The 25,275-nt window shown below is 42.2% G+C and carries 20 protein-coding genes; 2 read left to right on the forward strand and 18 right to left on the reverse strand.

Translation table 11 applies throughout. From position 1 onward, the window contains the following. Position 1: 1 nt before the first annotated feature. From glf to OCV60_RS05750, 14 genes are all read right to left on the reverse strand, one after another. Positions 2-1,123 (reverse strand): UDP-galactopyranose mutase, encoded by a 1,122-nt coding sequence (gene glf / locus OCV60_RS05685; protein WP_055052972.1) that lies wholly within the window; start codon positions 1,121-1,123, stop codon positions 2-4. A gap of 187 nt (positions 1,124-1,310) precedes the next feature. Beyond that, positions 1,311-2,762 (reverse strand): sugar transferase, encoded by a 1,452-nt coding sequence (locus tag OCV60_RS05690; RefSeq protein ID WP_262529689.1) that lies wholly within the window; start codon positions 2,760-2,762, stop codon positions 1,311-1,313. A gap of 626 nt (positions 2,763-3,388) precedes the next feature. Beyond that, the gene (locus OCV60_RS05695) at positions 3,389-4,663 is read right to left on the reverse strand and encodes a sugar transferase (RefSeq protein ID WP_262529690.1); all 1,275 of its coding nucleotides are present in this window, start codon (positions 4,661-4,663) and stop codon (positions 3,389-3,391) included. 227 nt (positions 4,664-4,890) lie between these two features. Continuing rightward, on the reverse strand, positions 4,891-6,117 hold the full coding sequence (locus tag OCV60_RS05700) for a UDPGP type 1 family protein (protein ID WP_262529691.1): 1,227 nt from the start codon (positions 6,115-6,117) through the stop codon (positions 4,891-4,893). Between the two features lie 21 nt (positions 6,118-6,138). Beyond that, the gene (locus OCV60_RS05705) at positions 6,139-6,885 is read right to left on the reverse strand and encodes a glycosyltransferase family 2 protein (RefSeq protein WP_117808460.1); all 747 of its coding nucleotides are present in this window, start codon (positions 6,883-6,885) and stop codon (positions 6,139-6,141) included. Between the two features lie 26 nt (positions 6,886-6,911). After that, positions 6,912-7,103: a ribbon-helix-helix domain-containing protein gene (locus OCV60_RS05710; protein ID WP_008401390.1), complete on the reverse strand. Its 192-nt coding sequence runs from the start codon at positions 7,101-7,103 to the stop codon at positions 6,912-6,914. A gap of 23 nt (positions 7,104-7,126) precedes the next feature. Further along, on the reverse strand, positions 7,127-7,870 hold the full coding sequence (locus OCV60_RS05715; RefSeq protein WP_021944865.1) for a glycosyltransferase family 2 protein: 744 nt from the start codon (positions 7,868-7,870) through the stop codon (positions 7,127-7,129). Then, on the reverse strand, positions 7,871-9,331 hold the full coding sequence (locus OCV60_RS05720) for an exopolysaccharide biosynthesis polyprenyl glycosylphosphotransferase (protein WP_262529692.1): 1,461 nt from the start codon (positions 9,329-9,331) through the stop codon (positions 7,871-7,873). Between the two features lie 83 nt (positions 9,332-9,414). Next, positions 9,415-10,848, reverse strand: coding sequence for an Asp-tRNA(Asn)/Glu-tRNA(Gln) amidotransferase subunit GatB (gene gatB, locus OCV60_RS05725; protein ID WP_008401386.1), 1,434 nt, complete (start codon positions 10,846-10,848; stop codon positions 9,415-9,417). Between the two features lies 1 nt (position 10,849). Continuing rightward, on the reverse strand, positions 10,850-12,313 hold the full coding sequence (gatA, locus tag OCV60_RS05730) for an Asp-tRNA(Asn)/Glu-tRNA(Gln) amidotransferase subunit GatA (protein ID WP_262529837.1): 1,464 nt from the start codon (positions 12,311-12,313) through the stop codon (positions 10,850-10,852). A 22-nt stretch (positions 12,314-12,335) separates the two neighbouring features. Then, on the reverse strand, positions 12,336-12,623 hold the full coding sequence (gene gatC / locus OCV60_RS05735; RefSeq protein ID WP_008401384.1) for an Asp-tRNA(Asn)/Glu-tRNA(Gln) amidotransferase subunit GatC: 288 nt from the start codon (positions 12,621-12,623) through the stop codon (positions 12,336-12,338). A gap of 666 nt (positions 12,624-13,289) precedes the next feature. Beyond that, the gene (locus OCV60_RS05740) at positions 13,290-14,498 is read right to left on the reverse strand and encodes an NADP-dependent isocitrate dehydrogenase (RefSeq protein ID WP_008401383.1); all 1,209 of its coding nucleotides are present in this window, start codon (positions 14,496-14,498) and stop codon (positions 13,290-13,292) included. A gap of 112 nt (positions 14,499-14,610) precedes the next feature. Further along, positions 14,611-15,591 carry a biotin--[acetyl-CoA-carboxylase] ligase gene (locus OCV60_RS05745; RefSeq protein ID WP_117808465.1) on the reverse strand — a complete coding sequence of 327 codons (981 nt, stop codon included), beginning with the start codon at positions 15,589-15,591 and terminating at the stop codon, positions 14,611-14,613. A 3-nt stretch (positions 15,592-15,594) separates the two neighbouring features. Then, positions 15,595-16,065 carry a YdbT family protein gene (locus OCV60_RS05750; protein WP_117823388.1) on the reverse strand — a complete coding sequence of 157 codons (471 nt, stop codon included), beginning with the start codon at positions 16,063-16,065 and terminating at the stop codon, positions 15,595-15,597. A gap of 502 nt (positions 16,066-16,567) precedes the next feature. Here OCV60_RS05750 and OCV60_RS05755 point away from each other — a divergent pair. After that, the gene (locus OCV60_RS05755) at positions 16,568-17,914 is read left to right on the forward strand and encodes an MATE family efflux transporter (RefSeq protein WP_334307885.1); all 1,347 of its coding nucleotides are present in this window, start codon (positions 16,568-16,570) and stop codon (positions 17,912-17,914) included. A gap of 156 nt (positions 17,915-18,070) precedes the next feature. Here OCV60_RS05755 and OCV60_RS05760 read toward each other — a convergent pair whose 3' ends face one another. Then, the gene (locus OCV60_RS05760) at positions 18,071-19,354 is read right to left on the reverse strand and encodes an adenylosuccinate synthase (protein WP_021944858.1); all 1,284 of its coding nucleotides are present in this window, start codon (positions 19,352-19,354) and stop codon (positions 18,071-18,073) included. A gap of 317 nt (positions 19,355-19,671) precedes the next feature. On the opposite strand from OCV60_RS05760, the gene OCV60_RS05765 reads away from it, so the two are divergent. Beyond that, positions 19,672-20,550, forward strand: coding sequence for a LysR family transcriptional regulator (locus OCV60_RS05765; protein ID WP_021944857.1), 879 nt, complete (start codon positions 19,672-19,674; stop codon positions 20,548-20,550). A gap of 296 nt (positions 20,551-20,846) precedes the next feature. Here the strand turns inward: OCV60_RS05765 and purB are convergent, their stop codons facing one another. The 3 genes from purB to glmM form a co-directional block, all read right to left on the reverse strand. Continuing rightward, a complete protein-coding gene (purB, locus tag OCV60_RS05770) occupies positions 20,847-22,298 on the reverse strand; it encodes an adenylosuccinate lyase (protein ID WP_021944856.1) in 1,452 nt (483 codons plus the stop codon). A gap of 21 nt (positions 22,299-22,319) precedes the next feature. Beyond that, positions 22,320-23,795, reverse strand: coding sequence for an amidophosphoribosyltransferase (purF, locus tag OCV60_RS05775; protein WP_021944855.1), 1,476 nt, complete (start codon positions 23,793-23,795; stop codon positions 22,320-22,322). A gap of 111 nt (positions 23,796-23,906) precedes the next feature. Then, positions 23,907-25,259, reverse strand: coding sequence for a phosphoglucosamine mutase (glmM, locus tag OCV60_RS05780; RefSeq protein ID WP_021944854.1), 1,353 nt, complete (start codon positions 25,257-25,259; stop codon positions 23,907-23,909). Between the last annotated feature and the right edge of the window lie 16 nt (positions 25,260-25,275).

Raw genomic sequence — 25,275 nt, forward strand, 5'->3', positions numbered from 1 at the left:
TTTACTCTCCCAATTCTTTCTCACACTTATCCAACACAGCTGCAATAACTTGATCCATATCATAATATTTGTACTCACCAAGACGACCACCAAAAATTACTTTATCCTCTGCTTCTGCTAATTTCTTATATTCGCTATACAATAATCCATTCTTGGCATCGTTAACTGGATAATACGGCTCGTCGCCTGGTTTCCATTCACTACTATACTCACGACTGATGATAGTCTTAGGAAGATCATTTCCATTCTCATCTTTGCCAAACTCGAACCATTTATGTTCAATGATACGAGTCCACGGTGTCTCAGAATCTGTATAATTAACCGCAGCATTTCCCTGGAAATTTGACTTATCCAGAGTTTCCGTTTCAAAACGAACAGAACGATATTCCAATGGTCCAAGCTTATAACCAAAATAAGCGTCAATTGGTCCAGTATATACAATTTTATCAGCCATAGCATCTAGCTCCGATTTATGTTCAAGATAATCAGTATCCAAACGAACCTCAATACCATCCAGCAAATTAGCAATCATTTTTGTGTAACCACCTATAGGAATGCCTTGATATAAAGCATTAAAATAGTTATTGTCAAAGGTCAGACGTACTGGTAATCGCTTAATAATGAAAGCCGGTAAATCTTTACAATCACGTCCCCATTGTTTTTCGGTGTAACCCTTTATAAGTTTTTCATAAATATCACGTCCTACAAGAGAAATAGCTTGCTCTTCCAAATTCTGTGGATTGCCAGTGATTTCCCTACGCTGCTCTTCAATTTTTTCAGTTGCTTCTTCAGGTGTTACAACTCCCCACATCTTGTTGAATGTGTACATATTAAACGGAAGAGAATAAAGTTCACCTTTATAATTAGCAACCGGAGAATTTGTAAAACGATTAAATTCTGCAAACTGTGTAATATAATTCCATACTTTTTTATTGTTAGTATGAAAAATATGTGCACCATACTTATGGACATTGATGTCCTCGATTTTTTCGGTGTAAATGTTGCCCGCAATATTAGGACGTTTATCCACAACTAAAACAGATTTCCCATGTGCTTTGGCTTCATGAGCGAAAATTGCTCCATAAAGACCAGAACCCACTACTAAATAATCAAATTTTTTCATAATTTACTCCTTCAATTATTGATATTTCCCTTAAAAAGTATTTTTGTATCTATAATCACATCCGGCAGGATGATACTTTTCTTTTTAATACCATTGTTTAATTTGTTTTATATTTATAACTTATCTAACATTCTTTCTTGCGGTTTGATTTCTATTTGCAGAAACCAAACCGCTGATTGATATTTAATTACATAGAACCATCTTTTCTAAAAACCACCATCACTGTTTTAAATAATATTTTTATATCTAGCCCAATGTTCCAGTTTGTGATATACTCTTTATCAAGACGAACTACTTCTTCAAAATCGGTAATATCACTTCGTCCGCTTACCTGCCACATGCCAGTGATTCCCGGCTTAATTGCCAGCCTTGCACGATGGTGAAGCTCATACAGATTCGTTTCTGAAATCAAGGGTGGGCGAGTACCTATAATCGACATATCGCCTCGTAATACGTTAAAGAATTGCGGAAATTCATCTAAACTTGTTCGTCTGATAAAATCACCGATTCCTGTCTTATGTGTCCCATCTGGAAGTATCTTATTTCCGATAACACGAGGATCAAAGTCCAGTTTAAACATCTTTCCATCTCCAAGTTTGTTATCTTTCATAAGCTCTGCCTTACGTTCTTCGGCATCCATATACATACTGCGGAACTTGTACATTTTAAATTTCTTTCCATTCTTTCCTACTCGTTCCTGAGCAAAGAAAATTGGTCCCGGTGATGCAATATAAATTGCCGGTCCGACAAAAATACAAATGATTCCGGTAAAAATACATCCAACTAATCCACCCGCAATATCCATCAATCGTTTTAACATTAACTGTCTGGTTGATGCATAATTAATACTTGTCGTAAGGACTGTGTAATTACCAACCTTTTCCACAAACTGTTTTTTCCCTGGCACACTTGTGATCTTTGCAAGATTAAGATGAATGGTTACTCCTGTCTCTGATAATTGCTCAATTAACTCTGACGGATACGGAAGAACTTCTGAAACAACAATCAGAACTTCATCAATCCATTCCTGACATACATACATTGCTGCAGTCTCTTCGTTGGCAACTACCGGAACTCCATGAATTTCTCTTCCAGTCCAGTCCGCATCAATTACAGCTACACCAGCCAATGAGAATCTGGCATAATTGTTTTCCTGCATACTTGACACTACTTGTTCAGCCACATCTTCTGATGTTACAATCAGTAGTTTACGTTCTCCGCCATCCTTCATCTGTTTTCGCAGAAGTTTTTTCCAAAGTTCTCTGACAACATACGTCATTACTAAATAAATTATTATGGTCAGCATCAATGTTAATCTTGAAAAGTCCTGCCCTTCATGAAGCAGGAATAAATATAAAACCGCTAAGGCACCTACCATAATCGCATGATTTAACGTAACTACAAAATCACGATAGTATCCTCTCTTTAACACGCTTTTCATGGTGCCATATGCAAAAATCATAACCAGATCTGCCAGTTCAAGGAAAACTGCCATATTTCGATAAATAATTGTTTCATATGGATTAAATCCATATCCGCTAATTGCATATGCCAGAACATACGCTAATTGCAAACAGATCATGTCTAAGATTATAAAATCTGTGTGTTTTAACCATCCTTCAGAATCTTTTCTATACATAGATTTTTTTCTTTCCCCTTCCATTTTTTTGTAATCTATTTGTTAATCTACAATCGTCCCCACAATTGTAGAAATTGCCTTCAAATTTGAGTGATTTAAAACTAGATAGGATTATTGCTACACAAAGAAGAGCATTAATCCAGAATATGTTAAGATTTGTTGAGATATGTAATTCCGTCCATAGCCATACCCCAAACACAAGTAAGCAGCACATGGGAATCACATTTTGAATATTTAGATATGCGATATAAGAATTTCGATATTCAGTTTTCTTTTTCTTTTCATTCCCATTAATGTATACTGGGGTATCCATCGTACACTTTCGTTTTGATATTCCTAGCATTTCATATCTCCCTTACTGTACCCCCCCCCCGACAAAATCGAGGGCTACTTTCTTATCTCTTTTTCTCATTTATTTCTTATATTTTTCTCCAACGACAGATAACCTGTGAACGTCTTTCGAGGAACATTCGCAGGCTCAGCCATTACCTCCTATTATTTATGATTCTCATTTACTTATTTATGATTGGGTCAAAATAAGCATCCAGGAAACCACTTTATTATATATATCCCCGCTGGAAATACGATTGGTTTCCTTTAATGACAAATCATACTACGGAACCTAGCTAAGCCAGCGAAAACCCTGTAAAATCAAGCTTTTTCTTGGTTGGCTCTATTATACCGCCGACTCCCTTTAACACATTGAAGAACTGCGGGAATTCATCGAGTGACCAGTCACGGATCCGGTTTCCGATGCCCTTCTTGATCGTACCATCCGGCAGCTTCTTGCAGCCAATGATTCGCGGATCATATTCCATCTTGAACATCATGCCATCCTTAACCTGATTCTGCTCCATCAGCTCTGCTTTTCGTGCTTCAGCATCCATATACATACTTCGGAATTTATAAATCTTGAACTTCTTGCCATTCTTACCGATACGGTACTGGGAGAAGAAGATCGGTCCCGGTGATGCGATATAGATACATGGTGCAAGAATGATCGTAAGGATACCTGTAAAGATACATCCTACGATTCCGCCTAAGATGTCTATTGCACGCTTCACAAATGCCTGGTAGGTTGTTATATATGTAGTACTAACGGTCAATACATGATGACCAAGCTGTTTATCGAATACATACTGATAATCGGAGAGCTCTGCCGGAACACGGACACGTACATGAACCGTAATCCCCATATCTGCGAGTTGTCCCAGAAGATTTTCAGGGATATGCCTCTCAAATGGTATATTCACATAGACCTCATCTACCCAGCCATGCATGATCTGCTCCAGAACTTCATCTGTATATGCATATATACCAAGCTCCAGATCCGTATATTCTGTATTATAGCTTTCTGCCTCATCCTCAGTTGCATCTAATAATACTATACCTGCAACCCGATACAGATTATAGTATTCTGTATCCATTTCTGCAAGCAACGCATCCAGATATTCTTTGACTGTCACGATCACAATAGATTTCTTTGCCACACGATGTCTTCGTATATATTCCTTCCAGAGAAGTGTGACCACATAACCTATGACCAGATAAATCATGCCAAACAAAGCCATAACCTTTCTGGAATAGGCCGCACCCATTTTCATCATGAACAGAACGAATACTGCCAGAAGTACAACCAGTACAGACTGCTTCACGGATGCGATTGCTTCACGGAAATGTCCACGTTTCAATACGCCTTTATATATATGACATACTATGGTAACCAATAATTGAAATAATGTCAGAAGTACGGCTATTGTCCGATATAACTTACTATGATACGGATTCTCTGTTCCCATCCGTATAAAATACGCCATACAATAAGATGCATGCAGTGCTACCAGATTCAGCACTGTAAAATCCAGATGTTTTAACCAGCCCTGCGGCCCTTTTCTATACATTCTATTCCCTCATTTCCCTCATAAATGTGTTCATCATGTATCTTTATCAGGTCAAATTATATAAATATAGTTGTTAATGGTTTAGAAATTCTTAACGCTTCTTAACCACTAACAACTATAATTCAATTCCTATTAAAAGTCAATTTTCTAAGCTTAAGTTGAATGTAGAAATTTCTGAAAATAATACTGTTATTTTAGGCAATTTTTCCAAAGTATTCGACGCAGTTCTACAACTTATATCCATTCTTCTTTAACAGCTCTCTCGCCGTCTCCGGTGAATCCACGCCCTCTGCATTCTTGATCGGTGCAAATTCATACTCTCTGATAACTTCAAATGGTAAGCAGTCATTCATAAACTGAAGCATATCAAGTGCAAGGGTTTCAAACTTATAACCATTCGGCTCCGTTGGTTTCACCAGTTCCTGATTCTCATTCATATAAGGTATCGCCTTTTTTGCCATATGAAGCGGCATTTTCTGATTCAAAAGCTGTTTTAACTGATTAACTGGGAAGATATAATTTAAGATCACCCCATAATTATAAGCATACTCGCCCATAACCGTTTTCTCACACCGCATCTCATCCGACAATTCATAATATTCTACTATGTAAGGCTTGTTGTCTTTCTTGCACAACACCCCTACCCGTTCATATGGATCTGCTTTCTTTACGACTTTTGCCGCCGACTGATAATCTTCCATCATCATTGAGCCAAGGAATACCGGGTCTGCGATCTTCTGTAAGACATTGTCTACAGCGAATACATTGATATACCGGATGCCTTCTTTATCAAGCTGATCTACCAGTCCTGCCCGTTTCATGGATGAGAACCAGCCGCCATTTCCATTTGGTGACAGGCAGATCTTTGATGGTGCTTCCATCAATATCTTTCCATTAAAATCAACGGATGGTACCAGCTCCTGTTTAAAGAAATGCAGATACTCCTCCTTATATCCAAAGTTCTTATGCTCTGCAAAGAAGGATGTCGTTGCTTCGTAGTTCTTATCACTGGTCATGATATAGAGATGGATCCATCGTCCAAGTGTCCTCACAACAGTCAGGATCGTTTTCACCTGACATTCGAATATATAGAGATCTCTCGTCAATCCGATATTGTATGTGCCCTTCGGCCCATCAAATCCAAGTCTGGTTCCCTGACCTCCGGCAAGCATTACAAGGGCAAGCTGACCCTTCTGGATTGCCGTTTCACCAAGCACCTTATAGGCAAATTCATAGTCTTTGATCGTGTCAAGTGTCAAAACCTCTGTTGGTGTGATCATTCCTTCCTTACCGTCTGATTCTTTCTCTTTTAATACATCAAATATAGAGAAGTCGATTTCTTCAATCTGGGAAAGCAGGCTCTGCTTCTCCTCATCGTTTAATTCATCATAATAGGCAAGCACATGCTCCTGCCCGTACTTTTTCAAAACTTCTAAAGCGTTTTCATATGTCATATAATTTTCCCTCATTTCACACTATCTATAATTTTTAACTCGTTTCTTCACCGCAACCGTCTCACCAAACACTTTGAATACATCCTTTAACCCGATCCTTCTTCCGCCCTTGCTGTCATCCCGGCTGTAGTTCAGCTCGATCGGAGCTTCGCAGATCTTTCTGCCATCTTTTGCTGCCATGGCAAGGATCTCAATATCAAATGCATATCCTTCTGCCTGCATCCGGCTGACGATCGGTTTGATCACTTCTTTTTTGAATAACTTAATACCGGTCTGTGTATCGTGGGTGTTCAGATGGAACATCATCTTTAACATCAGATAATATCCATAGCTCATGATCTTACGCAGCATCGGATAATGGAGCTTCGACTCCGGATGCAGCTTGGAACCGATCACGATATCGGCATCCTGCTCCTTCATATCCTTTAAGAATCGTTTCAGCAGGATCGGTGGCAGTTCCAGATCGGAATCCAGAAATGCGATGTATCGTCCCTCTGCTGCTGCGATCCCTGTCCGGATGGCATGTCCTTTTCCACCATTTGGCTGATATGAGATTCCTCTGATATGAGTATCCTGCATTTCTGCCCGGCGGATGCACTCTGCGGTGTTATCTGCACTTCCGTCGTCAACTGCTATGATCTCATACCGTTTGACGAAACCGGACAACACTCTGCTGGTTTCAAGCAGATTATCTGTTATATGTGCTCCTTCATTATAGGCGGGCATGACGACAGATAGTGTCACATCCCCTTCCTTATTTGTTTCCATGGTCAACATTCTCCTGTCTGACAGTCTTATTCTTCTATGTTCGCCTGTTTTACAATACCATAGACTGCCTCTCTGACGATTTCCGACATGGATACACCTTTTTGCTTTGCATACTTTGAAAGCAGTTCATGTGTATCTGTGTCGATCCTAAGTCTTAGAATTGTGTCTTTCCGTTTATCGGTCGGTCTTCCCGGACCTCTCTTGATTTCCTCTGCCATCTCCCTGCTCCGTTTCTTTTTATTTAAAGAAAATATTTCTTTACTCCATGTATCGCATATCCTGCAAAATATCCAAGTGACTTCACTGTTCCAAATCCCATCTTCCGGTATACCTGATACGTCATCTTTGCAGAATGTAATTTGGAACCTGATTTACTGTTCTTCACCATCCGGTAAAGCAATAACGGTTCATTGATGCCTGCTGCCTCCCCGTATTTCTTAAGGATTTGCAGCCAGCAGATATAATCCTCGTGAGCATCATCATCCCCCATCGGGAACTCTGCTGCCACCTCTCGCTTCATCACTACGGATGAGCAGTTGATCACATTCCCATACAGTAGCATCTTGTAAGTGATGTTCTCCGGTACCGGTAAGATCCGTCCGGTATGGGTTCCGTCCTCTTCCATCAGTTCTCTGGCAGTTGAGGATAATACCACTCCGGTCTTCTTCATAACAGCAAGCTGCTTTGAGAGCTTTCCCGGCCGCCAGATATCATCGGAATCTAAGAATGCTACATATTCACCCTCTGCAAGCTGTACGCCCTTATTTCTGGTTGCTGCTACACCAAGATTGGTTTCATTCTTATATAGTCTGACCTGTGGATTGCTTTTATATTCTGCCAGACACTCCGTCAGATCCTCCGGTGAACAGTCGTTGATCACGATGATCTCTGATATCACATCCTGACAAAGTGCGGAATCGATTGTCTGTTTAATTGTTCTGCTGCAATTATATGCCGGAATGATCACGGATACTTCTGGTTTCATTTATTTCTTTTCCTCTACACTATAGAAGGCATCCTCGGCTTCATCATGCGGATGCTTGATGCCTGTTTTCTTTGTCTTGTCTTCGCGGATCGCTGTCGTCTGATTTGCATCAATTCCCTCTGTATTCTCCTTCTGGAATAAGATCTTGAAGGTCAGCAGGATCAGCTTCAGATCCAGCCATAAGGAATACTGCTCATAATATGTCAGGTCAAGCTTCACCTTATCTCTCGGTGTGGTGTTATATTTACCGTAGACCTGCGCATATCCGGTAAGTCCGGCTTTCATCTTCAGACGATAGTCGAATTCCGGGAAGGTCTCCCTGTACTGTGCTGCGATCTCCGGACGTTCCGGTCTAGGACCTACGACTGACATATCGCCCTTTAAGATATTAAAGAGCTGTGGCAGCTCGTCTAAGTGTGTGGCACGGATCACACGGCCAACCGGTGTGATTCTGTCATCATGCTTTCTTGCAAGCTGTGCGCCATGTTCCTCGGAGTCCATCCGCATACTTCTGAATTTCATGATCTTGAATACCCTGCCATTTAAGGTCAGACGATCCTGTTTATAGAATACAGGGCCTCTGTCATAGAGCTTGATCGCAAGTGCGATCAGGATCATAAACGGTGAAAAGATAATGATCATGATCAGGGATACGATGATATCCATCAGACGCTTGAAGATCATATCTTCTCCTGTCAGTCCCTGGTTTCTGGATAATAATAACGGTGTATCAAACAAATGGATCGGTTCTGCTCCTAAGATAATGATATCCGATAACTTCGGTACCACATACGAACGGATCGAATGCTCGAAGCAGTATTTTACCAATTCGTTTCTGATATATGCCTTTGTCTCACAAAGGATAACACCATCGTACTGTAAGATTTTTTCTTTTAATGCTTTCTCACCTTCACTGACATGAATACGGTCAGCAATGATGTATTTGTCTTTTCTGGCATTGATCTTATCAATGAATTCGGTCGGTGTCTTATATCCGTAGACAAGCAGTAAATGTCTTGGAGGATAAAACTTACGGTACATCATCCTACAGACAAATACCCATATAAATATAACTATGACCTCTAAGAATGTAAGCTCGATCATGTTCAGTGCCGGCAGATAATTACGGGCAATGATACACAGCTCGACATAACCTACGATATTTGCACAGACCAATGATAATATCTGTGAAAAGAGAACATCCATCACCCGGAGGAAGCCTACTTTATAACCACCATACAGCTTCGTAAATAGATAAATGATAATCGCATACATACCGATTACCGCCCAGTTACCTTTGTTCCAGAACGGAATCTGGATAGCCTGAGTATTATCTGCATATTCGGTATACCACATTCTCGCAAACAGCAGTACTTCCGCAGCTAACAGAAGCACGCCTTCCGAAAATGTGATAATACGTTTGTAAATGTCTCTCTTTCTCACATGTCTGGTTTCTTCCATATCAATCTCCATCCCACCATGAGAGGTGGTCACCAGGTGGATATGCCACCTGCTTTCTCTTCATTTTTTTCTATTGGTATCGATTATTTTAACAGTTCACGGAGCATCTGGTTTACGGATGCCGGATCTGCCTTGCCCTTCATTGCTTTCATGGTCTGTCCAACCAATGCGCCAAGTGCTTTTTCTTTTCCGCCACGGAAGTCTTCGATTGCTTTTGGATTATTGGCAATAACTTCTTCTACGACCTTGCGGAGTGCACCTTCATCATTTACGGTGGCGAGTCCATGTTCTTTTACATAGCTTTCCGGTTCAATATCATCTGTAAATATCTTCTCAAATACTTCCTTTGCGACATTGCTGTTGATGGCTTTCGCATCTACCATCTGTATCAGCTTTGCAAGGTGCTCTGCACTAAATGACAACTCATCGGCATCGATGGAATGTTCTTTCATCAGACGCATGGTCTCTCCCATCAGCCAGTTGGATACCTTCTTCGGATTTGCTCCGAGAGCGATCGTCTCCTCGAAAAGGTCTGCCATCTTCTTTGTATTTGTAATGATATCTATATCATAGTCTGGGATATCATACTCTTCTTTATACCGGATCTTCTTCTCATCCCGGAATTCCGGCTGACGGCTTCGGATCTCCTCCATCCACTCGTCACTGATCTGTACCGGTACAAGGTCAGGATCAGGGAAATAACGGTAATCCTGTGCATCCTCTTTGGAACGCATAGGATATGAATATTCCTTGGTATCATCCCATCTTCTGGTCTCCTGTACAACCTTTTCTCCTGCTTCGATCAGATCGATCTGACGTTCTCTCTCATTCTCGATCGCGTGGGCGATAGCCTTGAATGAGTTCAGGTTCTTTGTCTCTGTTCTTGTTCCGAATTCTTCTGCTCCGACTTCACGAACAGACAGGTTGACATCGGCACGCATCGAACCTTCATTTAACTTACAGTCTGATGCTCCGAGATACTGGATGATCAGACGTAATTTCTCAAGATAAGCAATTACTTCTTCCGCAGAACGCATATCCGGCTCAGATACGATCTCGATCAGAGGTACACCGGAACGGTTGAAATCGACCAGTGAACTGTCTGTATATGGATCATGTACCAGTTTACCTGCATCCTCTTCCATATGGATCTCATGGATCCTTACGAATTTCTTCTTGCCCTCTACTTCGATCTCTACCTTTCCGTTTCTGCAGATTGGGTAATACAGCTGGGAGATCTGGTAATTCTGTGGGTTATCCGGATAGAAATAATTCTTACGGTCAAATTTACAATTCTGTGTGATCGTACAGTTGGTTGCAAGACCGACAGCAACTGCTTTTTCTACTACCCCTTTATTCAGTACCGGAAGGGAACCCGGCATACCGGTACAGACCGGACATGTATGTGTATTCGGTGCACCACCAAATGCGGTACTGCAGCCGCAGAATATCTTCGTCTTTGTCGCAAGCTCTACATGAACCTCCAGACCGATCACGGTTTCGTATACTTTACTCATCTTACAGACCCCTTTCTGCTACAGCGGCAGGCTGCTTGTACTCTCTTGTCTGCTCAAATGCATATGCCGCCTGAATGATTGCTTTCTCGTTAAATGCATCTCCTACCATCTGGACACCGATCGGCATGCCGTCTTTGTCGTACCCGCATGGAAGGGAAATACCCGGAAGTCCTGCAAGGTTGACCGGAACGGTGTATACATCGCCCAGATACATCTTGATCGGATCGGATAAGGATTCACCCATGGTCAGTGCAGTTGTAGGTGCAACCGGACCGAGGATGATATCGTATTTTGCAAATGCTTTATCATAAGCCTGTTTGATCAGGGCTTTTACCTTAAGTGCTTTTACATAATATGCATCATAGTAACCGGATGACAGGGTAAAGGAGCCTAACATGATACGTCTCTTTACTTCTGCGCCGAAGCCTTCGGAACGTGTCTTCTTATACATGTTGTGAAGGTCTGTGTACTCTGCTGTACGATAGCCGTATTTTACGCCGTCGAAACGTTCCAGATTCGAGCTTGCCTCTGCGGATGCAATGATATAATATGCAGGAATTGCATATTCTACCATACCAAGGTCAAATTCTTCCACGATCGCACCTTTTTCTTTTAACACTTCAGCTACATGGTACACAGCATCCTTGATCTCAGGATCCAGTCCTTCTGTGAAATAGTCCTTTGGAAGTCCGATGCGCATACCTTTTACATCGTCCTTTAATGCGCTTGTAAAATCATTATCCATACGTTCTACAGATGTAGAATCTTTCTTATCATACTGGGAAATGATCTCTAATATCGTTGCACAGTCTGTTACATCCTTTGCAAGTGGTCCGATCTGGTCAAGAGATGAACCATATGCAACCAGACCGTATCTGGATACTCTGCCGTAAGTTGGCTTGATTCCTGTTACACCACAAAATGCTGCCGGCTGGCGGATCGATCCACCGGTATCGGAACCGAGTGCACACGGTACTTCTTCTGCTGCAACAGCGGCTGCTGATCCACCGGAAGAACCACCCGGAACTTTATTTGTATCCCATGGATTCTTTGTCTCGCCATAATAAGAAGTCTCGGTTGTACTTCCCATCGCGAACTCATCCATATTTGTCTTGCCTACGATCACGGCTCCTGCTTCCATTAATTTCACAACAGCATCTGATGTATAGGTCGGTACGAAGTTTGATAAGATTTTGGATGCGCAGGTGGTAAGTACACCGTTCTGACACATATTATCCTTGATCGCGATCGGCACACCTGCCAGCGGGCCTGTCAGCTCGCCGCTGTCGATCTTCTTCTGTATTTCTTCTGCCTGTTTGAATGCACCTTCTTCATCTACGGTGATAAAACAGTTATATTCTTTGTCGTATGTCTTTATATTCTCGATGCAGGCTTTGGTTGCTTCCATAACGGAGATTTCTCCGGCCTTGATCTTCTTTCCAAGCTCTACTGCTGTCATACTCATCATATCCAATGTCCGTTACCTCCTAATCAAATGTTCTTGGCACCTTATAGCAGCCATCTTTCTGCTCCGGTGCATTTGACAGCATATTCTCTCTGTCGTCACCATTTGTTACTTCATCTTCACGGAATACATTATTATAAGAAAATGTATGGCTCATTGCTTCCACATTCTCAGTGTCCAGTTCGTTTAACTTACTTACATAGTCAAGCATATCTGACATATCTTTCTTTGCCTGCTCCTTCTCCTCATCGGAAAGCTCAAGCTTCGCCAGAATACCTACATAATCGATTGTTTCGTCTGTAATAACCATGGTATGTCTCCTTGTCTGGGTTTTATTAGGCAATTGCAATACTACTCTTTACTATGTTTGGATACTTTTGACCTTACCAATCAGGGGACGCTTTCGCTCGTTTCGGTCTGCAGCGGTACTAAGATGCCGCTTATGCGCCATCTAAGGACCGGCGACCTCAAATGCCCCTGTATTAGTAAGTCAAAGTATCCAAACAACATTCAGACTATTGTTTTCGCAATTGCCTACTATTATTTATAGTACCACAAAATTAGTTAGAGTGTACCACATAACTCCGTTGTTTGCAAGTCTACATAAAAAGGAAGGCATTCCACCTTCCTTTTTTCTGTCTTTGTAGCCATTCACACCTCATCATATGCAAAGAGGAGTGTGATGAAAACCACACTCCTCTTTGTATTCTTCATAAAGAGTTTTATGCTGGTTGTCAGCCTCGATATCCAGTTAAGATATCTAAATCGGCGTGGAAATCATTAAGTCCCCCACGTGGACTACAACCATATCCTGATTGCACGGCTCGATATCAATTAAGATATCTAATGAAATGGATTTTTTACCCTGCTCCATTTGCAGCCCAACTTTTTACGATGCTCTTTCATCGAGAATATCTCTATTCTTATATTTATTATACTCAAATCATATTATAAAAACAACATTTTTATAGTTATTTTATAACATGCCCTCTAAGGTCTCACGGATTGCCTTGATAAAGTTCTCGCTGTTTAATACAGTTGGGTTCTCAAGGGTTGTGATAAGTGCAAGATCCTTTGTCATCTTTCCGGATTCGATCGTTGCGATCGTCGCTTTCTCAAGCTTGTTTGCGAAATCAACCAGAGCGTCGATGCCATCCAGTTCACCACGTTTTCTAAGTGCGCCTGTCCATGCAAAGATTGTTGCAACAGAGTTTGTGGATGTTTCTTCACCCTTTAAGTGCTTGTAGTAGTGTCTCTGAACTGTTCCGTGTGCAGCTTCGTACTCATACTTTCCATCTGGGGAAACCAGTACAGATGTCATCATGGCCAGTGAACCAAATGCAGATGATATCATATCACTCATTACGTCACCATCGTAGTTCTTGCATGCCCAGATGAATCCACCCTCGGATTTCATAACTCTTGCTACAGCATCATCAATCAGTGTATAGAAATATTCAATACCTGCTGCATCGAATTTCTCTTTGTATTCTTTATCAAAGATCTCCTGGAAGATATCTTTGAATGTATGGTCGTATTTCTTTGAAATCGTATCCTTGGTTGCAAACCAGATTGTCTGCTTGATATCCAGCGCATAGTTGAAGCAGCATCTTGCAAAGCTTTCGATTGACTTATTGATGTTGTGCTGTCCCTGGATCACACCCGGTCCGTCGAATTCATGGATCGTCTCTTTGATCACTGTACCATCTGCACCTGTAAATACCAACTCAGCCTTACCGGCACCCGGAACCTTGATCTCTACGTTCTTATATACATCACCATATGCATGTCTTGCGATTGTAATAGGAGCCTTCCAGTTCTTTACACATGGCTCAATGCCCTTTACGATGATTGGTGTACGGAATACAGTTCCGTCGAGGATTGCACGGATCGTTCCATTTGGGCTCTTCCACATTTCCTTCAGATCATACTCTGTCATACGTGCAGCATTTGGTGTGATCGTTGCACATTTAACAGCTACGCCATACTTCTGTGTTGCATATGCAGAATCAAATGTTACCTGATCATTTGTCTCATTTCTATATTCAAGTCCCAGATCGTAATACTCGGATTTCAGATCGATAAATGGATAGATCAGTTCATCCTTGATCATCTTCCAGAGAATCCTGGTCATCTCATCTCCATCCATCTCTACTAAAGGGGTAGTCATTTGAATTTTTTCCATCTTGCTCGTTCCTCCATGTTCTTTTATTATAGTTCTAATTACTTATCTGTTTTTATACACGCCTAGAATTATACATGAAAAATGTTGCTATTTCCAGTTTTTTGAAAGTTTTTTACACATATCCGTAAATTCCACGCACGGACACTTCCCCGGATATAATGATCGACTCCTGTCCATCTTTATCCTTTACACGAAGTCCTCCATTTGGTGCAAGTCCGAGGGCTGTGTATTCTGTCCGGTTATATCCTTCGATCACATAGACCTGTTCATCCTTGTTCACAAGGATGGAATTATATTCATCCAGCATAAACTGAAGATCCTGACATTTGACAAATGCGTCATACAGCTCTTCAAAATGATTTGCCACACTGGCGACCAGTTTGCTTCTGTCACAGCCGGTTCCGTTTTCCAGCTTGATCGATGTCGCCTTATCTGCCAGTTCTTCCGGAAATTCCATCATGGATACATTGATGCCGATACCTACAACTGCATATTTGATATCCATACCTTCCGAACTCATCTCTGTAAGAATGCCACAGATCTTCTTGCCGCCGACTACAACATCATTCGGCCATTTGATCTGTGCCTGTAAGCCCGCTGTATCGGCAAGAGCACGTGCCGTTGCAAGCGCCGACAGGATCGTAAGTCTGGATACATTCTCGATCGGCACATCCGGACGGAGCAGAAATGTCATGGCTATGCTGGTTCCCTTCGGAGTGCTCCATGCCCTTCCCCTTCTTCCTCGTCCTGCATTCTGTTCGTTTGCAACAAACAACGCTCCGTGTGTTCCATCTGTCTCTCCTGCAAGCTTTGCCCGTATATTTGTGGAATCCGTCTCATCATAATAATACAGTTCTCTTCCGATCACCGATGTCGTGAGCGCTGCCTCTATCTTCTCTTTCGTAACGATATCCGGCTCTCCGACCAGACGATAGCCTTTATTATTTACAGCATCTATAATGTAGCCTTCTGCCTTTAAGGCATTGATGTTTTTCCAGACAGCGGTTCTTGAGACACCTAATTTCTCACAGATTGCCTGACCGGATATATAATCACTGCTTGTCCGAAGCAACGCAAGGATTTTTTCTTTCATGATTTACCTTCTTTCTGTCTCACTTTCCTGATAAATTCCCATCTTCTTTAATAAATGATAATAGATTGCATCGCACTTCTCACGTTTTCCGCTGAACGGCAGTACGAATTGCTCTTTTCCTATATCGATCTTCAATATGTAATATGGCAAATGCGGATCCGGGATGACCAGATTCACATTTGTAATCTTCTCATATGGTGTATGATAAGATTTCTTTCCCTTTTCTATGATCAGTTCATCGTCTTCAAAATGATAGGTCAGATCAAATGCCGATTTTCGAAATGATGATTTCACCAGCACCAGTCCGTATACTCCAAGTGCAAGACCAAATGCCAGCTTAAAAATACGACCACCGGTACTGCCATGGGATTTGATCATCAACAGGATAAATGCTGCTCCGATAACAACAAAAAATACACCAACCATCCGGTATGCAATTCTGGTTGCTCTGTTTTTCTTTACGGTATGCTGCATGTGTTTTCCTCGTTCTTTCTATATATTTTCTGTTCTCTATTATATTTTCTACAGTCATAAAAAGCAAGCCGGAGTAAACATGACATTTTGCACTAAAACCCCCGACAAAAAACATGATTTTTACCAGATTGATTTTTCTTATAAAAAGAAGTAATATCCAGTATGCATTTAGAATATGGAAGTCGTTGCGGGCAGTTTATTTAATAGAATCATACGACTTGCCAATACAGGGACATTTGAGTCCGCCGGTACTCACATTTTGCACTTAGTGAGTGCTCGCACGAACTTAGAGCAAAAGCGCACCCTTGTGGTGCGATGGCGCATAAGCGGCATCTTAGTACCGCTGCAGGACTCAACGAGCGGAAGCGTTCCCTGTTGGCAATGTCAGTATGATTCGTAAATAAACTGTTCGCAACGACTAAACTAACACAAGGAGGTAAAATCATTGAAAAACTTACTGAAAAAAATTAACGGTTCCAAGGATCTGACTGAAGGCAATCCTATGAAACTGATCTTGAACTTTGGACTGCCATTATTATTTGGGCTTTTATTCCAGCAATTTTATAACATGGTCGATACAATCATCGTTGGTAAATTTCTGGGTGTCGATGCACTTGCAGCCGTCGGCTCAACCGGATCGATCAACTTTATGATACTCGGTTTCTGCATCGGTATCTGCAATGGTTTTGCCATCCCGGTTGCTCAGGTCTTTGGAGCAAAGGACACTGATAATATGAAGAAATACATTACAAACTGTGTCTGGGCTTCGATCTTCTTCGCTGCCGTTATGACAGTTGCAGTCGGAATTCTTACCAGAAATATTCTGATCTGGATGAAGACACCGGACAGCATCCTGGATCAGGCATTTATCTACATATTTATTATATTTATGGGAATACCTGCAACCTTCCTTTATAATATGGTTTCCGGTATCCTGCGTTCTCTCGGCGACAGTGTAACCCCTGTTGTCTGTCTGATCGCATCCTCCCTGTTAAATATCGTACTGGATATCCTGTTAGTTCGTCCGATGGGTGTCGCCGGTGCTGCTGTTGCAACCGTTGTTGCACAGGCAATCTCCGGTGTCGGCTGTCTGATCTATATGTGTAAGAAGCTTGGATATCTTCATTTTACAAAACAGGACTGGGCATTTAGTATGCGCCACTGTCTGACCTTATGCGGTATGGGTGTTCCGATGGGGCTTCAGTACTCGATCACAGCGATCGGCAGTGTTATTCTTCAGGCTGCAGTTAATTCGATGGGCGAATCCGTTATCGCTGCCGTATCCGCCGGAACAAAGATCTCCATGTTCCTCTGCTGTCCGTTTGATGCCATGGGATCGACAATGGCAACCTACGGCGGACAAAATGTCGGTGCTAAGAAAATGGATCGTGTGGATGCCGGCTTAAAGGCATGTATCAAACTCGGTATCGCCTATGCGATTCTTGCATTTGTATTTATCCTGTTATTTGGCAAGAATCTGGCACTGCTCTTCCTGGATGCAGAAGAGACAGAGATCATCAAGCTTGTATATTATTTCCTGCTTGGCAACTCAGGAGCTTACATCCTGCTTGCCCTTGTAAATATCGTCCGGTTTATGATTCAGGGGCTCGGCTATTCCGCCTTTGCCGTTATCGCAGGTATCTGTGAAATGGTTGCCCGTACGATCGCAGGCTTTATCCTGGTACCAAAATTCGGTTATGTCTTTGTAGCACTCGGCAGTCCGCTCGCATGGATATTTGCAGATATCTTCCTGATTCCTGCCTATATCTATGTTGTAAAACGTCTTCGCCGCAAGTTCGGTCAGGAGACCCCGGCGATGCTGAAGCGTTGTCAAAAGAGCCTTGCATAAAAAAATAGCGATGATGGATTTGTACAAACAAATGCTGTCGTCGCTATTTTTTTGATACAGTTTTTTCACACAATTAAAAAATCCATACCGGCAACATATATATTCACTCAAATACATTTGCTGCCAGTATGGATTTTCTTTTTTAATTCTTATTCTTTATTTATTTCTGTAGATAATGTCGGTTCTCTTTGGTCCGTTTGAAACCATAGTGATCGGATATCCGATATGTTTCTCAATGAACTCAATGTAGTTTCTGCAGTTCTCCGGAAGATCTTCGTAGTTCTTGATACCACGGATATCTGTCTTCCATCCCGGCAGAACCTCATATACAGGCTTTGCTTTCTTTAACTTAGCTGTTGTAGGGAAGTCTGTTGTTACTTCACCATCGATATCGTATCCGACACATACAGGAATCTCATCCAGATAACCCAGTACATCAAGTACGGTAAATGCTACATCTGTTGTTCCCTGCATACGGCAGCCATACTTGGAAGCTACACAGTCGAACCATCCCATACGTCTTGGACGTCCGGTTGTTGCACCGTACTCACCGCCATCACCACCACGACGTCTTAACTCATCTGCTTCATCTCCGAAGATCTCGCTGACGAACTCACCGGCACCTACAGCACTTGAATATGCCTTTACTACTGTTACGATCTGCTTGATCTCATATGGAGGAATACCGGCACCGATCGCACCATAAGCAGCCAGTGTGGATGATGATGTAACCATAGGGTAAATACCATGATCCGGATCCTTTAATGTTCCGAGCTGACCTTCTAACAGAATTGTCTTGCCTGCTTTGATCGCTTCATGGAGATATGCGGATACATCACATACATATGGCTCTACGATAGCCTTGTACTCCATCAATGTTTCATATACTTCATCTACTGTAAGAAGTGGCTTCTTATACAGATACTCAAGCAGAACATTCTTGGATGCGATAACTCTGCTGATCTTATCCTTCAATTCTTCCTCTGTGTCAAACAGTTCGCTTACCTGGAAACCGATCTTTGCATATTTGTCTGAATAGAATGGTGCGATACCTGACTTTGTAGATCCGAATGACTTACCGGCCAGTCTCTCCTCCTCGTACTCATCAAACAGAATATGATATGGCATAACCATCTGTGCTCTGTCTGAGATCAGGATCTTTGGCATTGGAACTCCCTTTTCTACGATGCTGTTCAGCTCTTTGAACAGAACCGGGATATTTAATGCTACACCATTTCCGATAACACTTGTTGTATGATCATAGAAACAACCGGACGGAAGTGTATGCAATGCAAATTTACCATAGTCATTTACAATTGTGTGACCTGCATTTGCACCACCCTGAAATCTGACAATAATATCAGATGTTTCCGCCAGCATATCTGTTATTTTACCTTTTCCTTCGTCGCCCCAGTTGGCTCCGACAACCGCTCTTACCATATTTTTATCCTCGCTTTCATGGCATTTTTCCGGAAATATCTTCCGAAATTGAACTCAATTACTTTTACATTATAGCATGTATGTATTATAAGTAAAATCGATATTAATTATATATAGCATAAGTAGTGCTTATATTTATTCTTTACAAATACACCGGTTCGGTTTACACTTTAAATATAGCGATTAGTATAACTGCATTTCTATATTTGATATCGTGTATACATCATTTGATATACATATACCCGATATATGCATATGCATGACCTTAATAACGTTTTTACAATTATCTGTAATAAAATTAACCGGGAGTTTCGACTATGAATATTAATTATGAATATTATAAGATCTTCTACTATGTGGCAAAGACAGCGAGTATCTCTGCTGCCGCCAAAGAGCTGTGCGTATCCCAGCCCGCTGTCAGTCAGGCGGTCAAATCTTTAGAACAGGCAATCGGTATCAACCTGTTTATCCGGACGAAAAAAGGTGTATCCCTGACAGGTGCAGGCGAACTTCTCTACAAACATGTAGCCGAAGGATACGAGGCAATCTCCATGGGCGAACAGCAGCTTGCCCGACTGATGCACTTAGAAACCGGCGAGATCCGGATCGGAGCCAGTGATATGACACTCCAGTTCTATCTGCTTCCGCATCTCGAACGCTTCCACCAGCTCTATCCCGGCATCAAGGTACATGTAACAAATGCTCCGACCCCAAGTACGATCGACCATTTATTTGCAAATAACATTGACTTCGGTATCGTTACAACTCCTCTCCCACAGAATCCGAATATGGAGATTCGAAACGCGCGTGAGATCGAAGATATCTTTATAGCCGGTCCAAGATTTAACGACCTGAAAGGTAAAGTTCTCGACTATCCGGATCTGCAAAAGCTTCCGATCATCTGTCTGGAAAATGACACCAGCACAAGAGCCTATGTGGATCAGTTTCTTGCACATGAAGGCGTCACGCTGACCCCTGAATTCGAACTTGCAACCAGTGATATGATCGCACAGTTTGCAAAGAGGAACCTTGGAATCGGATCGATCGTGGCCGACTTTGCCGGTGACTATATTGACCGTGGTGAGATCTTCCGGTTAAATTTCAAGAAGCACATTCCCAAGCGGAACATGTGCATCATCAGCGACCGCAGACGTGGCATGAGCATCGCCGCTATGAAGTTGATGGAATTGCTGTAGCTTTCCTGTCATCCGATAATTGGTCCTTTAACTGTTAATGAACTTCTGAGCTATATTGATTATAACGCTATAACAAAATATCACATGAATTAATCAGGGATGCATATCCCCTTGTAATGACATTGTGAGGATTTCGTTATGAAGTGCACATTACCAGTAAATGCGAGTGCTTGTTTGAGCCGAAGGCGAGTTAGCACAAGAGCATTTACGAATCAGGTATGTGCACTGAATAGAAACCACAACACGTCATTACAGGGGGATATGCATCCCTAATTGATTCATGTGATATTTAACTTTTATACGTTGATCTCAGCGGTCATGCCAAGTATGTCTTTATTTGCATCAAGTACCGGCTTTACAACCTCTGTGATGAATTCCTCGGTCTGCTCCGGTGCGCGTCCGACAAAGTTCTTTGGCTCAAGGATGGCTTCGATCTCTTCCTTGGTCATGCCAAATGCAGGATCTGCTGCGATCAGATCAACAAGGTTATTTTCCTTGCCCTCTTTCTTTACAGTTGCGCCTGCCTGCATGGAGTATTCACGGATAAGCTCATGCAGCTCCTGACGATTGCCGCCACGTTTTACAGCATCCATCATGATATTCTCAGTTGCCATAAACGGAATCTCCTTCATGAATCTCTGATAGATAACCTTATCATATACAACCAGACCATCTACAACATTCAGATACAGGTCTAAGATACCGTCGATCGCAAGAAATGCTTCCGGAACAGATACACGCTTGTTTGCGGAATCATCCAGTGTTCTCTCAAACCACTGTGTTGCTGCTGTAAATGCAGGATTTAATGCATCAGCCATAACGTAGTTTGATAAAGATGCAATTCTCTCACTTCTCATCGGATTTCTCTTATATGCCATTGCTGATGAACCGATCTGGTTCTTTTCAAATGGCTCCTCGATTTCTTTTAAATGCTGTAACAGACGGATATCATTTGAGAACTTATGTGCACTCTGTGCGATACCGGAAAGTACATTTAACACTCTGGAATCTACCTTACGGGAATAAGTCTGTCCGGATACAGGATAGCATGCTTCAAATCCCATCTTCTCTGCGATCTTCTTATCGATCTGACGAACCTTCTCATGATCTCCGTTAAAGAGCTCTAAGAAGCTTGCCTGTGTTCCTGTTGTTCCCTTACATCCCAGGAGCTTCTGCTGACCGATCATGTAATCCAGATCAGACAGATCCAACATCAGTTCCTGAAGCCATAAAGTTGCACGCTTACCAACAGTTGTTGGCTGTGCAGGCTGGAAATGGGTAAATGCCAGTGTCGGCAGATCTTTATATTCCATAGCGAACTTGGACAGTTCGTTGATCACATTTAATAATTTCTTTCTGACAAGCTTCATAGCCTCTGTCATAACGATAACATCTGTGTTATCACCAACATAGCAGCTTGTTGCTCCCAGATGGATGATGCCGGCAGCCTTTGGACACTGAACGCCGTATGCATATACATGGCTCATAACATCATGACGAACCATCTTCTCACGCTCTTTTGCTACATCATAATTGATGTCCTCTGCATGTGCCTTTAACTCATCGATCTGCTCCTGTGAGATAACCGGCTTGCCGTTTTCAGAAAGGCCGAGTTCATACTCCGTTTCTGCAAGGGCGATCCATAATTTTCTCCATGTCTTAAACTTCTTATCCGGAGAGAAAATATACTGCATTTCTTTACTTGCATATCTCTCGCAGAATGGGCTTGTGTATCTGTCTGTACTCATTTTTACCTCTCCTGTATTTCTTTATTTTACTTTTGAATCTTCACCGCGTTTGAAATCCTCATGTTCTCCACGGATATCTTCCTTTGGTGGCTCCATCGGATATTCCCCTGTAAAGCAGCCGTGGCAGTACTGTCTTCCACCGGAGATCTCTACCAGCCGCTCCTTGCGAAGATAAGCAAGGGAATCGGCGCCGATGATCTTGCAGATCTCATCAACCGAACGGTTATATGCGATCAACTGCTCTCTGTCCGGGATATCCGTTCCAAAATAACAAGGATATAAGAACGGAGGCGAACTGATCCTTACATGAACTTCCTTTGCGCCAGCCTCGCGAAGCATTCCTACGATACGGTCTGAGGTTGTACCTCTGACAATGGAATCATCGATCATAATGATACGCTTACCCTTTACCGCTTCTTTTAATACATTTAACTTCACGCGGACACTGGACTCTCTCTGGCTCTGCTGTGGCTTGATGAATGTTCTGCCGACATAGCCATTCTTGACAAATGCCGTTCCGTATGGAATGCCGGATTCCAGTGAATATCCCTGAGCTGCTGCATTTCCCGATTCCGGAACACCTACAACCATATCTGCATCTACCGGACTGTCCTTTGCAAGACATCTTCCCGCGATCAGTCGGGATTCATAGATTCCCATTCCGTCAAATACGGAATCCGGACGGGCAAAATAGATATATTCAAAGATACATCTTGCATGCTTCTCCTGACACATATCCTTATAGGACTGAATACCATACTCAGGCGAAATCGTTACGACTTCTCCGGGCTCTACATCACGGATAAATTCTGCACCGATCGTATCAAGGGCGCAGCTTTCCGATGCAAGAATATAGGCATTATCACGTTTTCCGATACAGAGCGGACGGAATCCAAATGGATCTCTGGCTCCGATCAGCTTTCTTGGACTCATTACTACAAGTGAATAAGATCCCTTCACTTTTCTGAGTGCTTTCATAACTGCTTCCTCGGCACTTGCACTGTTCACACGTTCTCTTGCGATATGATAAGCAATAACCTCGGAGTCGATCGTCGTCTGGAAGATCGCACCTGTAAGTGCCAGTTCCTTACGAAGCTCCGGCGCATTGATCAGATTACCGTTGTGTGCAAGACCAAGTGTACCTTTTACATAGTTTAAGACTAATGGCTGAGCATTTTCTATCGTACTCGCGCCGGCAGTTGAATATCTGACATGTCCGACACCGATATTTCCTTTTAATTTCTCAAAGGATTCCGGTGTGTACACCTCGTTTACCAGACCCATGCCCTTCATGGAGCTTACCTTCCCCTTTGGACCTTCCGTGTCTGATACTGCGATACCACAGCTCTCCTGTCCTCGATGCTGCAATGCAAACAATCCATAATAAATGGAGGTTGCAACATCATTGTTGTCAAAATCATACATTCCGAAAACACCACATTCTTCATGCATCTTGTCATCATTCTCAAAATAATGGGATCTTATATTCTCGTTCATGTTTTGCCTCTCGTATTTTATTTTTTAACACACTAAGACTTTATACGTTTTCTGTTTTTCTGTCAATGTTGGAATGTGAAAAATTATTCCGGAAATTAACAGCCATTTTCTCTATATTGCATAACCTTTCTCTTTGATCAGATCTACCATCTGATATACATATTTGTTGCAGAGTTCATCACTCTCTGCTTCTACCATAACACGGATAAGCGGTTCTGTTCCGCTCTGGCGAAGAAGAAGTCTTCCGTCAGAACCAAGCTCCTCTGCGATCTTCTGATTTAATGCCTGCACATCCGGATCATTCATAACCGCATCCTTACTGGATACCTTTACATTTACCAGAAGCTGCGGGAAGATCGTCAGGCTCTTGAAGCACTCTGATAATTTACATTTGCGTTCCAGAATAACTTCCATGATCTTCAAAGACGTCAATACACCATCTCCGGTCGTTGCATATTTGGAGAAAATGATATGTCCTGACTGTTCGCCGCCGATAGAATATCCATGCTCCATCATGGATTCAAATACATATTTGTCACCGACTGCTGTCTTATCATAGGAGATTCCCTTCTTATCCAGTGCTTTATATAAGCCAAGGTTTGACATGATCGTTGTTACGATCGTATTCTTATTCAGTTCTCCGCGTTCCTTCATATAACGTCCGCAGACATACAGGATCTTATCTCCGTCTACTAACTCGCCCTTATCATCAACGCACAGACAACGATCTGCATCACCGTCATAAGCAAATCCTACATCCAGTCCTTTTTCTACTACAAACTTCTGCAGTCCCTCAATATGGGTAGATCCACAATTTGTATTGATATTGGTTCCGTCCGGATCATTATTGATTACATAGGTCTTTGCTCCGAGTGCATCAAATACTGCCTTTGCAACCTGATAGGCTGCACCGTTTGCACAGTCCAGTCCAACCCGCATATTCTTAAAGGATCGGGTAGGGATCGTCATCAGGTATCCCATGTAACGGTTTCTTCCCATAGAGTAATCAACTGTGCATCCGATATTTTCTTTTGTAGCCAGTGGAATCTCCGGAATCTCTCCATCGATATAACGCTCGATTTCTTCTTCAACCGCAGCCTCTAATTTGTAACCCATGCCATTGATGACCTTGATACCATTGTCATAGTATGGATTATGGCTTGCCGAGATCATGATTCCACAGTCAAAACCATCGGTTCTGACAATATAGGAAACACTCGGTGTCGGTGTTACATGCATCAGATATACATCTGCACCACTTGCCGTTAAGCCTGCAACCAGCGCATATTCAAACATATAACTTGAACGTCTGGTATCCTTACCGATAACCACCTTTGCCTTGCCTTCCGGATTCTTCTTGCCATAATAATAGCCAAGATAACGTCCGACCTTGAAGCTGTGCTGTACAGTAAGATCCTTATTTGCTTCACCTCTGAATCCATCTGTTCCAAAATATTTACCCATAACTGTAAACCTCTTT

Source organism: Coprococcus ammoniilyticus, assembly GCF_025567345.1.
Lineage (GTDB): Bacteria > Bacillota > Clostridia > Lachnospirales > Lachnospiraceae > Coprococcus > Coprococcus ammoniilyticus.

Excerpts from the sequence above, each read along its gene's own strand:
- glf (WP_055052972.1), bottom strand. The coding sequence starts at position 1,123 with ATGAAAAAATTTGATTATTTAGTAGTGGGTTCTGGTCTTTATGGAGCA.
- OCV60_RS05690 (WP_262529689.1), bottom strand. The coding sequence starts at position 2,762 with ATGTATAGAAAAGATTCTGAAGGATGGTTAAAACACACAGATTTTATA.
- OCV60_RS05695 (WP_262529690.1), bottom strand. The coding sequence starts at position 4,663 with ATGTATAGAAAAGGGCCGCAGGGCTGGTTAAAACATCTGGATTTTACA.
- OCV60_RS05700 (WP_262529691.1), bottom strand. The coding sequence starts at position 6,117 with ATGACATATGAAAACGCTTTAGAAGTTTTGAAAAAGTACGGGCAGGAG.
- OCV60_RS05705 (WP_117808460.1), bottom strand. The coding sequence starts at position 6,885 with ATGGAAACAAATAAGGAAGGGGATGTGACACTATCTGTCGTCATGCCC.
- OCV60_RS05710 (WP_008401390.1), bottom strand. The coding sequence starts at position 7,103 with ATGGCAGAGGAAATCAAGAGAGGTCCGGGAAGACCGACCGATAAACGG.
- OCV60_RS05715 (WP_021944865.1), bottom strand. The coding sequence starts at position 7,870 with ATGAAACCAGAAGTATCCGTGATCATTCCGGCATATAATTGCAGCAGA.
- OCV60_RS05720 (WP_262529692.1), bottom strand. The coding sequence starts at position 9,331 with ATGGAAGAAACCAGACATGTGAGAAAGAGAGACATTTACAAACGTATT.
- gatB (WP_008401386.1), bottom strand. The coding sequence starts at position 10,848 with ATGAGTAAAGTATACGAAACCGTGATCGGTCTGGAGGTTCATGTAGAG.
- gatA (WP_262529837.1), bottom strand. The coding sequence starts at position 12,313 with ATGAGTATGACAGCAGTAGAGCTTGGAAAGAAGATCAAGGCCGGAGAA.
- gatC (WP_008401384.1), bottom strand. The coding sequence starts at position 12,623 with ATGGTTATTACAGACGAAACAATCGATTATGTAGGTATTCTGGCGAAG.
- OCV60_RS05740 (WP_008401383.1), bottom strand. The coding sequence starts at position 14,498 with ATGGAAAAAATTCAAATGACTACCCCTTTAGTAGAGATGGATGGAGAT.
- OCV60_RS05745 (WP_117808465.1), bottom strand. The coding sequence starts at position 15,591 with ATGAAAGAAAAAATCCTTGCGTTGCTTCGGACAAGCAGTGATTATATA.
- OCV60_RS05750 (WP_117823388.1), bottom strand. The coding sequence starts at position 16,065 with ATGCAGCATACCGTAAAGAAAAACAGAGCAACCAGAATTGCATACCGG.
- OCV60_RS05755 (WP_334307885.1), top strand. The coding sequence starts at position 16,568 with ATGAAACTGATCTTGAACTTTGGACTGCCATTATTATTTGGGCTTTTA.
- OCV60_RS05760 (WP_021944858.1), bottom strand. The coding sequence starts at position 19,354 with ATGGTAAGAGCGGTTGTCGGAGCCAACTGGGGCGACGAAGGAAAAGGT.
- OCV60_RS05765 (WP_021944857.1), top strand. The coding sequence starts at position 19,672 with ATGAATATTAATTATGAATATTATAAGATCTTCTACTATGTGGCAAAG.
- purB (WP_021944856.1), bottom strand. The coding sequence starts at position 22,298 with ATGAGTACAGACAGATACACAAGCCCATTCTGCGAGAGATATGCAAGT.
- purF (WP_021944855.1), bottom strand. The coding sequence starts at position 23,795 with ATGAACGAGAATATAAGATCCCATTATTTTGAGAATGATGACAAGATG.
- glmM (WP_021944854.1), bottom strand. The coding sequence starts at position 25,259 with ATGGGTAAATATTTTGGAACAGATGGATTCAGAGGTGAAGCAAATAAG.